Here is a 13633-nt window from a genome sequence, read left to right on the forward strand (position 1 = left end):
ATAATCCCTCCCAAATGTTTGATATACTATAAAGGTATCCAATGAGAGGGGGGCTTATCAAGAGGCGGGGATAACAAAAGGTTACAAAAAATGTCGAAATATGCGAAACGATTGGTTAGGAAGTATTGAAACAGAAGGTGAGTACTGGTTGGATTGCCATGTGGTAAATCATATCAAAAGATGGTATGATAATAATCATTGGCATAGGCCACATGATTGTATGGGGGTGCGCACATGGAAGAACAGATATTGCAAATCATAAAAGTTGAGGACAGTAAGAATCCCCTGACAGACGAGGAAATAGCGTCCCGCCTGCAGGTATTCAGGGAGGATGTGACCACGGTACGCCGGGAACACCATATCCCTGATTCCAGGAAGCGGAGGAAGCCGGTCATATTTGAGGACATGAAGCGGATTCTGACGGGACATCCGGACCTATCGGACCGGGGGCTTACCAGGATGCTGGAGGAGGATGGCTACAAGATAGGAAAATATGCCGTGGGTAAGCTGCGGGAAGAACTTTTAGAGATATGGACTCCTTCCGGCGCCTGCCGGGACAAGGAAAACGCCGGCACAGCGCCGGAACATGCGGAACCTGCATGGGAGGATGACAGGGCAAATGCGTTCAGCGCCTTTGTGGGATTTGACGGAAGCATGAAGACCCAGATAACCCGGGCCCAGGCAGCTGTATTGTATCCTCCCGGAGGGCTGCACTGCCTGATATACGGTCCTTCCGGCGTGGGAAAGAGCTTTCTGGCGGAACTCATGCATGAGTATGCCTGCGGCACTGAGAATTTCGGAAAGGACGCCCCTTATTTTGAGTTTAACTGTGCGGATTATGCGGATAATCCCCAGCTTCTGCTGGCCCAGCTCTTTGGATACAGCAAGGGGGCATTCACCGGCGCCGCTGACAATAAAAAGGGAGTGGTGGAGCTGTGCAATGGGGGAATCCTGTTTCTGGACGAGGTGCACAGGCTTCCGCCGGAGGGCCAGGAGATCCTTTTCTACCTGATGGATAAGGGAAGGTTCAGACGCCTGGGGGAAGTGGATACCCAGCGGGAGAGCCATGTGATGGTTATTGCCGCGACCACGGAAAATCCTCAGAGCTCCCTGCTTCTGACCTTTAGGCGCAGAATTCCCATGGTCATAGAAATTCCTTCCTTAAAGGACCGGCCGGCGGGAGAGAAGCTGCAGTTTATCCTGCGTTTTTTTCAGTGGGAATCCAGGCGTCTGGGGAAACAGATAAAAATAAGACAGCAGGCGCTGTGGTGCCTGCTGGGCGGGGACTGCCCCGGCAATGTGGGACAGCTTAAATCAGATATCCAGGTGTGCTGCGCCAAAGCGTTTTTGGAAGGGCGGGCCAGAAAGGACGGGCGTATCACCGTGTCCTTCCCGAGCCTGACTGAGAACCTGAGGAAGGGGTATGTACCTGACCGGATTACCAAGGAGATAAAGGAGCTGTGCCCGGACGACTGTTATGTATTTCCCGATGATTCCGGGGAGGATGCCGGGAAATCCGGAGCGGAAACCTTTCTGGAGGGCTTTAACATATATGAATCCCTGGAGGAAAAGTATGACCAGCTGCTGAGAGACGGCCTGAGGGAACGGGACATCGAAGTCCAGCTCACCGACGAGATAGAGTCCAGATTCCAGCGCCATATCCATGAATTCCAGAAGTCGGGCATCCGGGAGGACGAGATTGCTTCCATCGTGGGGGACGACATCCTGAGCATGACAAGGGATATCTGTGATCTGGCCAGGAAACGGCTTCCGGGGCTGGAGGAACAGGTGGTGTTTCCTCTGGCTATTCATCTGAACATGGCTATGGAGAGGATGCGCAGCCATGGGCGTATGGTTTACCCCGGCATGGAAAATATTCGTCAGCAGTCCTACGAAGATTATGAGGCCGCCTGCTATGCCGTGGATGAAATACAAAAAAAGTATTATCTCACTCTGCCGGAGGAGGAAAAGGCATTCCTGGCCATGTACTTTAGGAAATTCAGAAAAAAGGACATGGCCCAGGAGGGGAGGATTGCGGTGCTGGTGGTATCCCACGGTCCGGTGGCCAGCGCAATGGCCCAGGTTGCCAATGCCATCATGGGAACGGAACACGCCGTTGGTGTGGATATGAACCTGTGGGATACGCCGGCCCAGATGGCGGAAAAGACAGTGGATATGGCCAGGCGCGTAAACCAGGGAAAAGGCTGCATCGTGCTGGCGGACATGGGGTCTCTCCTGAATGTGGGCCAGAAGATTCGGGAGGAGACAGGTATGCGGGTCCGCGTGCTGTCACGCACAGACACCATGATGGTGGTGGAAGCAGTGCGCAAGACCATGTGGACAGACGAATCCCTGAACGAGATTGCGGATGAGCTGGACAAGATAAAGCTTACCGGAACCAGGGAACAGGCGGAAGCCAGGAAAAAGGCGATTCTGTGCCTGTGCATCACAGGCCAGGGGGCCGCCGTGAAATTGAAGGAGCATCTGACGGAGCGCCTGAAGAGCAACCTGTCCGGGACGGTTATATTGACCAGGGGATATATTGAGGATTCCAGCATTGAACGCATCATTGCCAACACGGAAAAGGAGTATGAGATACTGGCCATTGTGGGCACCATTAATCCGGAGTCAGGCACCTATCCGTTTATATCTGTAAGCCGGATCTACAGCCCGGAGGGCATCGGGGAGCTTCGCGGCATATTAAAGCGGAGCGCCATGTTCGAGGAAAACCAGCTGTCAGAGGTTATCTCCCCGGACCATATTTATATAAGGACAGAGGCGGAGTTCAAGGACCAAATTATAGATGAGGCAGTGGGACATATGGAAGAGGAAGGATTGGTCCGGCAGGAATTCCTTCTCAGCGTCTATAAACGGGAGGGAATGATGACCACCCGGCTCAGCCAGGGTATTGCCATTCCCCACGGTGACCCCGGATTGGTTACAAAACCAGTCATTTCCGTTACAAAATTAGACAAACCTGTTTTGTGGGATGGGGTCAACACTGTGGATGTTATTTTTATACTGGGGATTCAGGAAGATTCCAGAAAATATTTTGAACAGCTGTATCAGATTATTTCTGATGAATCTATGGTTTCTGCCATCCGTGCCAGCCGGACACGGGAAGAAATATGGAATCTGTTATGTAAAAATACAAAATCAGCCAATTAGTTGGCATCATTCTTGCTTTATATATTGTCAGAAAGGAGCGAGAATGATGAATATAGAGAAATTTCCGAAAGTGACAGTAATCTTAAGAGGCTATACCTATTCACAGACCCGCACGGTTGTCAGGAACCTGGTGGGGACCTGCTTAGGCTCCGTTGAAATTACCATGAATACTCCGGGAGCCCTGGAATCCATACGGAAAATCAGCCAGGAATTTGGAGGACAAATCATGGTGGGAGCCGGCACGGTCCTTACCTATGAAGAAGCCGTGGAGGCCATTGAGGCAGGTGCAGCCTTTTTGTTGTCTCCCACGGTATTTGAGAAGCGTATATTGGACCTGTGCCGGGAGCGCGGCGTGGTTTCTGTGCCGGGTGCTTTTTCACCTTCGGAAATCAGACAGAGCTTCCTGGACGGGGCGGATATCGTGAAGATATTCCCGGCAGGCAGGCTGGGAAGCAGATATGTGTCAGACATCCAGGCGCCTCTGGGGAAAATGCCTCTGATGGTCGTGGGGGGCATCGGCACCTCAAATGTGCAGGAGTACTTTGCGGCAGGGGCATCATTTGCGGGAATCGGTTCGGGTATTTTCCTGAAAGAGGATATACTGAATGAAAATGAAGAGGGAATCCGCGGTTCCATAGCAGCCATGGAAGAGAAAATGAAGAGTATGGAGGAAAAAGAATCATGAGCGGCATTGCGTTTAATGAATCATTGATTCTGAAATTTGACAAACCCATGACGGACCGGGAGGTTTTGTCCGCCATGACAGATTATCTTTGTGAAAAGGGCATTGTAAAGGATACATATAAGCAGGCCATCCTGGAGCGGGAGCAGTCCTTCCCCACAGGACTTAAGACAGGGGGAATCAATGTGGCCATTCCCCATGCGGATATCTGCCATGTCAATGAGGCGGCCATCTGTGTGGCCGTGCTTAAGACACCGGCTCCATTCAGGGCTATGGATGAGCCTGACAATGACGTACCGGTAAGCCTGGTCATCATGCTGGCCCTCACAGAGGCCCACGGACATATTGAAATGCTTCAGAGAATCGTGAAGCTGATTCAGAACCAGGAGGATGTGAAACACATAGTGGAGGCGGGACAGCCTGACATCATCCATAAAATCATCAAGCAGTACCTGCTGGAAGATGGGAACTAAAAATAAGATTATCCAAAGGAGAATATAAAAATGAAGCGTATATTAGTGGCATGTGGAAATGGAATCGCAACATCAACCGTAGTGGCAACCAAGATCAGGGAGAAATGTGAGGACAATGGAATCCCGGTATCAGTAACCCAGTGCAAGCTTCTGGAGGTGGAATCCAAGGCAGATGATTTTGATTTGCTGGTTACGACGGGAAAGTTCACGGGCGGCAATGTGAATATTCCGGTGGTAGGCGCCATTTCCCTGCTGACAGGAATTAACGAGGACGCGACGCTGAATGAGCTTCTGTCCTATCTGAAGTAAAAAGGGGTTTAGGCAGACAGCCATTGGCTATGAAAGACAAATGAAATCTTAGGGGAGATTAATCATATGCAGATACTTTATAATATTTTCAATACGATTCTGGACGCAGGCGCAGTGGTCATGCTTCCAATCATCATAACCATCATAGGGCTTATTTTCCGCGTGAAATTATCAAAGGCATTCAGAAGCGGTCTTACCATCGGCATTGGCTTTGCGGGTATCAATCTGGTCATCAACATGATGAAGAGCAATCTGGGACCTGCCGCCCAGGCCATGGTGCAGAATTTCGGCATTAAGCTGGATATTCTGGATGTGGGCTGGGGTGCCATAGCGGCAGTTACATGGTCATCGCCCATTATCGCCATCCTTATATTTTGTATCCTGGCAACTAACATTGTCATGCTGGTACTGAAGGCCACTGATACTCTGGATGTGGATATCTGGAATTATCATCACATGGCAATAGTTGGAATCATGGTTTATTTTGTGACTAAAAATGTGGCAATGGGTATCGGCGCAACGGTTATCATGGCCATCATCACATTCAAGCTGTCAGACTGGACCGCGCCTTTGGTAGAGGATTACTTCGGCATTCCCGGCGTATCCCTTCCAACCATGTCGGCCCTTTCCTCCATCATTATCGCAGCGCCCCTTAACTGGCTTCTGGATAAGATACCCGGAATTAACAAGATTGATTTTGAAATCAAGGATGCTAAGAAATACCTGGGATTTTTTGGCGAACCCACCATCATGGGCCTGGTACTTGGCTGCATTATAGGTATTCTGGCCAAGTATTCAGTGGCTGATATCATGGCACTGGGTGTGAACATGGCGGCTGTCATGGTACTGATTCCCAAGATGACCTCTCTTTTCATGGAAGGACTCATGCCCATCTCAGAGGCTGCCAAGAAGTTTACCCAGGAGAAGTTCAAGGGCAGGAAATTCCTCATTGGCCTGGATGCAGCGGTTGTAGTGGGAAATCCTGATGTTATCACCACATCCCTGATTGTCATTCCGTTGACTATCCTTATGGCTGCCGTGCTTCCGGGAAACCGCGTGCTTCCCTTTGCAGACCTGGCAGTTGTGACCTTCCGTGTGGCACTGGTGGTTGCAATCACCAGAGGAAACCTGTTTAAGAACATCATCATGGGCCTGGTATGCACAGGAGCCATTCTGCTGGCAGGTACGGCCACAGCGCCGGTTCTGACCCAGCTGGCCACTTCCGTGGGACTGGACCTGGGAGAGGGAATGATTACATCCTTTGCGGCCACCAGCCTTACGGTTAGCTTTCTGGTATATGAGGCATTCGTCAAGAGGCCATACATCTTTGTGCCGGTGCTGATTGCGGTTATGGCAGCTGTATGGGGGTTCATGAACCGGTATAACAAGAAGAAAGCAGTTTTAGAAGGAGGAAATGATGTTGCGAGCAATTGATAAATTGGAGCCGTTCCAGAAAGCCATATCCAAGGCCCATCTGGCATCGGCAGGTGTTTCTATTGACTCCCTGGACCACAAGCCTCTCATTGCCATTGCCAACAGCTGGAATGAGATATGTCCCGGGCACGAGCCTTTAAAACAGCTGGCTGAGGAGGTAAAGAAGGGAATACTGGAAGCCGGCGGCGAGCCCATTGAGTTCAACACGGTAGCCATGTGTGACGGCATTGCCCAGGGGCATTCCGGTATGCGTTACTGCCTGCCCCACAGGGAAATTATCACGGATTCCATCGAGGCCATGGTGGTGGGAGAGGGCGTGTTTGACGGAGTGGTGTACATGGGCTCCTGTGATAAAATTGTGCCGGGAATGCTGAACGCGGCGGCACGGATTGACCTGCCGTCAGTCATTGTCACAGCCGGTCCCTGCTATGCCCAGATAAAGCCCAATGAGTCAAAGGAGCTGCGCCAGCAGTTCCTGCGGGGCGAGATAACAGAGCGTCAGCTGATTGAGGGGACGCTTAAGTATTACACAGGGCCCGGAATCTGCCCCTTCCTGGGGACAGCCAATACCATGGGCGCCCTCTGTGAGTCCCTGGGAATGATGCTGCCGGGAGGAAGCCTGATTCCTTCCAGCACCAGCATGCGCCGTTTCAGCGCAAGGGAATCAGGGCGTGCCGTGATGAAGATGGTTGAAATGCAGATTCGTCCCAGCCAGATTATGACGCGGGAGGCGCTTAAGAATACCATCACTCTTCTTTCCGCTATCGGAGGGTCCCTGAATGCTCTGATTCATCTTCCGGCGCTGGCGGCAGAGCTGGGGATTTCCCTGGACTGGGATGATTTTTCAAAGATTACCACCACCACGCCGGTACTGTGTTCCATTGTACCCAACGGAAACAGGACCGTGGTAGACCTGCACTGCGCAGGCGGAATACCGGCCGTGATGAAAGAGCTGGAGTCTGTGATGAACAAGGATGTGCTGACTGTGACAGGGGAAACGCTGGGGCAGATTCTGGAGCGTACGCCTCAGGGAGACAGGGAAGTGATAAAGTCTATGGACGAGCCTGTATCCAGGGCGGACGGAATCCAGGTGCTCTATGGCAATCTGGCGCCTCAGGGAGCCCTGGTAAAGACATCGGCAGTTCCCACGGAGGTGCGCCGCTTTAAGGGCACGGCCAGGGTATTTGAGGGCGAGGATGAGTGTTATGCCGCTTTCCGTGCAAAGGAGATAAAGGAAGGCGACGCCGTCATCGTACGCTATGAAGGACCTAAGGGAGGTCCGGGAATGAAGGAGCTGCACCGGATTACGGAAATCATCAAGGGCATTCCCAACACAGCGGTTATCACCGACGGCCGTTTCTCAGGGGCCAGCGGAGGCTTAAGCATCGGCTATCTGTGCCCTGAGGCAGCGGATGGAGGTCCTATTGCCCTGGTAAGGGATGGGGACAGGATAACCGTGGATTTGTATAAGGATTATCTGCATCTGGAGGTCAGCGACGAGGAGCTGGAAGCCAGACGCAGAGAATGGAAGGCAGTCACACGTCCAAGGGAAAAGGGCCTTCTCGGCCGGTACGCCCGCCTGGTGAACACAGCCAGGTCAGGCGCTGCCCTGAACAGGGAGTAGAAAGCAGAGGAATGATAAGGGAAACCATAACAGAATATATGATACGATGAGGAAAAAGAGTGTAAACCGGTTCCGGGAGCAGACGGTTTATGCTCTTTTTCAATTTGCGGGAAAACCGGCAGGGCCGGATGTATGTGTGTGTGCCCGGGCGGCCGGATGAATTTTTGGGGATGGGGTGGGTAAAGAGTGGGAAGCGGATGTAAAAATGCGGATGCAAAAACGGAAAAAATAAGTATTAACCGGGATAGGGATTATGGTATACTGGAATAAGATTGTCTTGAGAATAAGAAATAAATAGTTAATGGGAGGATACGACAATGGAAGAACAAAAAACGGGATGTCTGGTGTGCGGAGCGCCGCTGGAATATCTTCAGAGTCAGATTGAAATGGAATGTACCTACTGTCACAAAAAGTTTATGAGTAATGCCAGATGTGTGAACGGTCATTTTATCTGTGACAGCTGCCATGAGCAGATGGGCCTGCGTGTCATTGAAGATATATGCAGGCATACAGACAGCAGGGACCCGGTGGCAATCATGAAGAAAATCATCCTGTCCCCCTATATCTATATGCATGGACCGGAACACCATGTGCTGGTGGGATCCGTGCTTCTGGCCGCCTATAAAAATGCCGGGGGAGAACTGGATTTGGACGCTGCCCTGGAGGAGATGAGAAACAGAGGAACGCAGGTGCCGGGTGGTATCTGCGGTTTGTGGGGAACCTGCGGGGCGGCCGTGAGTACGGGCATCTTTATCAGCCTGATTACCGGGGCATCACCTTTAAGCGGAAAAGAGTGGGGGCTTTGCAATGAGATGACTTCCAGAAGCCTTGGGGCTATTGCTAAAACAGGGGGCCCCAGATGCTGTAAACGGGATTCCTACACAGCCATATTGCAGGCGGTGGATTTTGTGGGAGAGAAATTCGGGATATGGATGGAACGGCCCAAAAAGACAGTATGCGGATTGTACGACCGGAACGAACAGTGCCTGAAGGAAAAATGTCCTTACAATCCGTTGGGATAAATGGCTGAACAAGTGAGGCGGGTCTAAGGATAGGATATCCCCGTGCCCGTCCCATCCGGTTGGTCATCAGATTATCATTCCGGCGAGCTCTGATTCTGCCAGCTATTGATATGAATATGGTATACAATAAGTTTGGGGTTAAGGGTGCCTGCGCCGTCTGGGCTGCCGCAAATAAAGACCGGAAAAGACGGTTTAAAAAGCAGTTCTGCCATGTCAGTCATAGACAGCCAAAACGGTGCAATGATATAATAATATAAATACCCTGAGATTTCCGGGAAAAAATCCAGACAACAGGAATGACATACAACTGCCCGCATGGAGGAGCTTATGCAAGAGGATACCCTAAAACAATTCCTGCCTGCCACTGAAAGATGGTTTAGGAAAACATTCGGAGAACCCACCAAAATACAGAAGGAAGCTTGGCCTGCCATTGCTGACGGAAGGCATGTGCTGGTCAGCGCTCCAACCGGTACAGGAAAGACCCTTTCAGCCTTCCTGGTGTTCATAGACCAGTTGGGCGGACTGGCAGGGAGAGGGGAGCTTAAGGAGGAGCTGTATGTGATATATGTGTCTCCCCTTAAGTCTCTGGCAGGGGATATCAGGGAAAATCTCCGTAAACCTTTGGAGGGGATCGAGGCGGAAGCTCTTGAGGAAAACAGATTCCGTCCGGAATCCGAAGAACCTGGAGAGGGCACGCCGGGAGGCGGACCGGGTAAACAATCCATAGGGCAGATTCAGGCCGCCATCCGTACCGGGGACACGCCTCAGAAAGAGCGCCAGAGGATGGTAAAGCATCCGCCTCATATACTGATTATCACGCCGGAATCCCTGTATCTCATGCTTACATCCAAATCCGGCCGCCAGGTGTTAAAGACTGCAAGGGCGATCATTTTGGACGAGCTTCACGCCCTTATAGATACCAAGAGGGGAGCGCATCTGATGCTGTCAGTGGCCAGACTGGATAAACTTTGCGGGCGCAGGCTTCAGAGAATTGGCCTGTCCGCCACCATTGAGCCGTTGGAGCTTGCGGCCGCCTACCTGTCCCCGGAACCGGCCGTCATCTGTGCCCCATCCATGGATAAGCAGGTGGAAATTCAGGTCGTTGGCACGGCTCCTGCTGTGGGAAGACGGAAGGACCCGGTATGGGAAGAACTGGGAATGGCAGTGTACCGCCAGTGCTTAAGCTGTAAGAGTGTGATTGCATTTTCCGAGGGAAGACGTTATGTGGAAAAACTGGCATATTATGTAAATCTGCTGGGCGGGGACGGGTTTGCCAGAGTCCACCACGGAAGTCTGTCAAAGGAACAGCGGGATGAAGTGGAACGGGATTTAAGAGAGGGACGGCTGCGGCTGTTATGTGCCACATCATCCATGGAATTGGGCATTGACGTGGGGGACGTGGAGCAGGTTTTGCAGGTCGGATGCCCCCGTACCATTTCCAGCACCATGCAGCGGCTGGGCCGGGCCGGCCATAATCCGGGCCGGGTCAGCGTCATGTACATGTATCCCAGGACCGCGCCTGAGGCAGTATATTGCGGCATGACCGCACAGGTGGCCCGCCATGGAGGCGTGGAACGGGCCAATCCTCCGCGCATGTGCCTGGATGTGCTGGCCCAGCATTTGGTTTCCATGGCTTCGGGAGAGAGCTACAGCATAGCTGATGTGATGGAAGTCCTGGAGCGGTCCTACCCATTTTATCAGGTGACCAGGAAGGATGTGGAGGACGTCCTTGCCATGCTGGCAGGAGATTACGAGCACAGCCGGGAAATACCGGTGCGTCCAAGGATTTTGTACGACCGGATACACGGCCGGGTGGCCGGGGATGTTTACAGCCGTATGCTGGCCACGGCGGCAGGAGGGACCATACCCGATAAAGGGATGTATGCAGCCAAAACAGAGGACGGGGTGAAGTTAGGAGAGCTGGACGAAGAATTTGTCTATGAATCCAGGATTGGGGACCGTTTCATGCTGGGGTCATTTGGCTGGCGTGTGGTCCGTCAGGATAAGGACTCTGTTATCGTGACCCAGGCCCCGGCTGAAGGCGCCAGACTTCCATTCTGGAAGGGGGAGACAAAAGGAAGGGATCTTCGGACCAGTCTTGCCTTTGGCCGTATATTCGGAGAGCTGGAGAAGGCCTGCCGTGACGGAGAGCTGGAAAAAGCCCTGGGAAAACTGGGGTTAGACGAGTCCGCGTCGTCCAATGCGTCCGGCTTTATACAACGTCAGATTCAGGCCACAGAAGGACTGCCTGATGACAGGACCATAGTGGTGGAGCATTTTAAGGACAGTACAGGGAGCCATCAGGTCATGGTCCATGCTTTGTTTGGCAGACGGGTAAATGGCCCGCTGTCCCTCGTCCTGCGTCATATGATACGGAACACCATGGGATTGGATGTGGGAAGTGTGGATGAGGAGGATGGATTCCTTCTGTATCCTTACGGCAGGGAGCAATTGCCGGAAGGGCTTTTGTTCCAAATCAACCCGGACCAGGTACGGCCGGTGCTGGAAGCAATCCTGCCTGATACTCCTCTGTTTGGCATGACATTCCGCTACAATGCTGCCCGTGCCCTGATGATGGGCATGAAACGGGGCGGGCGCCAGCCTCTTTGGATGCAGCGCCTTAAAAGCACGGAAATGTTAAGCTCCCTGATGGACCAGCCGGATCATCCCCTGATTCGTGAGACGAAACGGGAATGTCTGGAACACCAGTGGGATATCAGCGGAGTGATGGAGATACTGGCCAAGATCCGTTCCGGCCTTATTACAGTCAGAGAAATCTGGCTGGATGTCCCTTCTCCCATGTCTCTGCCCTTCCAGTGGCAGGCGGAGGCGGAAGAAATGTATGAGTACTCACCGGTGACACCTAAAATCCGCCAGACTGTGCAGGAAGATTTGAAGAAGGCACTGCTCAAGCCCACAGCAGAGGAACTGGCCAGGGGATGGACACGGAAAAAAATGCCGGAAAATGAGGAGGAGCTTCATTCCCTTCTCATGATGGAGGGGGATTTGGAGGCAGGGGAGCTGGACATACCGGCTGAATGGCTGGATACCCTGGCTCGGCAGGGACTGGCCTGTTATGTGGAGCCCGGAATCTGGATAGCGGCAGAACACGAGGACGAATATATGAGGGCATTGCGGCAGCAGGATGAGGAGGCAGGAATGCATATTATCCGCCGGATGCTCTACTATCGGGGCGGTCAGACTGCGGGGGATGTAAGGGAACGGTATTTTCTGTCTGAGAAAATGACAGAGGAGCTTTTGGATAAACTGTGCCGCTGCAAACATGCAGTGGAGGACCAGGGTGTATATTATCACGAAAAGCTCTATGAGAGAGCCAGGGAAGGCCATATACGCAGCCTGCGAAGCCACGCGGTCACACAGCCGGCTTCCCATTATGCCGCGCTTATGGCCTCAAGGGCAGTGGTACATTCCACGTCAGAAGAACAGTTAAGGGAGGCCATGGAAAGAGGATGCAGAAAACCATGCCCTGTACGCTTTTGGGAAAATGTGTACTTTGCCAGGCGGGTGGAGCGCTATGGAGGCAGCTATCTGGACCGGCTGCTGGCACAGGGGGATTATTTCTGGAGAATGTCGCCGGAAGGAACCCTTTGCTTTTGCAGCTATGAGGACATAGACTGGGAGGCAGACGCCGGAGCGCAGGCAGCAGGATTTGAGGGAGATGTGATTGAGGGAGAGGTGATTAAGAGAGATGTATTTAAGGAAAATGCGTTTAAGGAAGATGCGTTTAAGGAAGATGAACCTAAGGTGGGGGAGCTTAAAGGAGATGAGCTTCTCATGTACAGGGAGTTAAAACGCAGAGGAGCCAGTTTCCTTAAATTCCTTACAAAGATACCGAAGGAAGGCAGCGCCCAGGAAGTACTGTTAAGTCTGGCTGAAAAGGGTCTGGTATGTGCAGACAGTTTTGTGCCTGTAAGGCAATGGCAGAACCAGGACAAGGTGAGGAAAGCTGCTGTCAGACAGCGCGTGAATACCAGGGTCATGGCCCTGTCGGCAGGGCGGTGGGACATAGTAAGGCCAGTAAAAAAGTATGGGCCGGAGGAATGGCTGGAGCTGTTTTTGGATGAAAATATGATTCTGTGCCGTGAGACTTTTAAAAAGTCCATACAGGCTGTGTCAGACTCTCCCTATGCCCTGACCGGAGAAGATGGGAAGAAGTGGGATTGGAGCTGGGCGCAGGCATTGGAAATTCTGCGTGTCTGGGAATATACGGGCCGCATTCGCAGAGGCTATTTTGTGGAGGGGATGTCGGGCGCCCAATTTGTCCACAGCGAGGATTACGATGCCGTGACCGGTGCACTGAGGGAGCCGGATGACCATGTGGTGTGGTTAAACGGAACAGACCCGGCCCTGGTGTGGGGAAAAGTCCTGGAATTTCCGGAGAAATGTGGATTTCTGGCAGTGGCCGGAACAGCGGTGGCCCTGAAAGCGGGAAATCTGGCAGCTGTAATGGAACGCCAGGGCAGGGTACTGCGCATTTACGATGTCAATGACATGAAGGAAGTGATGGCGGAATTTGTCCGTGCGTTCAAGCAGGGAGCCATATATCCGGAACAAAAGAGGCTTGTTTTGAAAGAGTATCCGGCGGAGGCGGCAGAGGCACTGCAGCATGCGGGATATATGCGTGAAATGAAGGATTATGTAGTGTATAAGTAGAGTGTGATTTCTGTGAGGCGGATCCCATCAAACCAGGTGCGAATGCCAAGCTAACATGAAATGCCTGGGAGATTCGCACCTGAAAAACAGCGGAAAAGCCGTGAAAATAGGCTGGGTGAATGGATGGAGGAGGTTGAAATAAGGAGGGGAGGACATAATGCATAAAAAGTTAGGGGGATGTGGAGGGATTGTTGGATAGTTTTGCTGTCGAGGCTCGCGAGAGCCTTGTGGATTGAAATTGTATTGG

General features: G+C 52.2%; 8 protein-coding genes. All 8 read left to right on the forward strand.

All coding sequences use genetic code 11. The features are described from left to right. Positions 1–234 precede the first annotated feature (234 nt). The 8 genes from G614_RS0125395 to G614_RS0125440 all read left to right on the forward strand — a co-directional run bounded on the left by G614_RS0125395 (position 235) and on the right by G614_RS0125440 (position 13386). Complete coding sequence (locus G614_RS0125395) at positions 235–3168, forward strand: sigma 54-interacting transcriptional regulator (protein WP_027644099.1); 2934 nt, start codon at positions 235–237, stop codon at positions 3166–3168. A gap of 46 nt (positions 3169–3214) precedes the next feature. Beyond that, entirely contained in the window at positions 3215–3853 is a 639-nt protein-coding gene (locus G614_RS0125400; protein ID WP_022203232.1) for a bifunctional 4-hydroxy-2-oxoglutarate aldolase/2-dehydro-3-deoxy-phosphogluconate aldolase, read from the forward strand. Then, a complete protein-coding gene (locus G614_RS0125405) occupies positions 3850–4323 on the forward strand; it encodes a PTS sugar transporter subunit IIA (protein WP_002588283.1) in 474 nt (157 codons plus the stop codon). Before G614_RS0125400 ends, G614_RS0125405 begins: the two co-directional genes overlap by 4 nt. Before the next feature lie 30 nt (positions 4324–4353). Beyond that, positions 4354–4632 carry a PTS sugar transporter subunit IIB gene (locus G614_RS0125410; protein WP_002588284.1) on the forward strand — a complete coding sequence of 93 codons (279 nt, stop codon included), beginning with the start codon at positions 4354–4356 and terminating at the stop codon, positions 4630–4632. Positions 4633–4698: 66 nt separating this feature from the next. Next, entirely contained in the window at positions 4699–6066 is a 1368-nt protein-coding gene (locus G614_RS0125415; RefSeq protein WP_027644100.1) for a PTS galactitol transporter subunit IIC, read from the forward strand. Next, positions 6050–7690 carry a dihydroxy-acid dehydratase gene (gene ilvD, locus G614_RS0125420; RefSeq protein ID WP_027644101.1) on the forward strand — a complete coding sequence of 547 codons (1641 nt, stop codon included), beginning with the start codon at positions 6050–6052 and terminating at the stop codon, positions 7688–7690. The genes G614_RS0125415 and ilvD overlap by 17 nt, the downstream gene beginning before the upstream one ends. 317 nt (positions 7691–8007) lie before the next feature. Then, positions 8008–8712, forward strand: coding sequence for a DUF5714 domain-containing protein (locus G614_RS0125430; RefSeq protein WP_002588287.1), 705 nt, complete (start codon positions 8008–8010; stop codon positions 8710–8712). Between the two features lie 327 nt (positions 8713–9039). Next, positions 9040–13386 (forward strand): DEAD/DEAH box helicase, encoded by a 4347-nt coding sequence (locus G614_RS0125440; protein ID WP_027644103.1) that lies wholly within the window; start codon positions 9040–9042, stop codon positions 13384–13386. The last annotated feature ends 247 nt before the right edge of the window (positions 13387–13633 follow it).

Source organism: [Clostridium] clostridioforme AGR2157 (assembly GCF_000424325.1).
Taxonomy (GTDB): domain Bacteria; phylum Bacillota; class Clostridia; order Lachnospirales; family Lachnospiraceae; genus Enterocloster; species Enterocloster clostridioformis_A.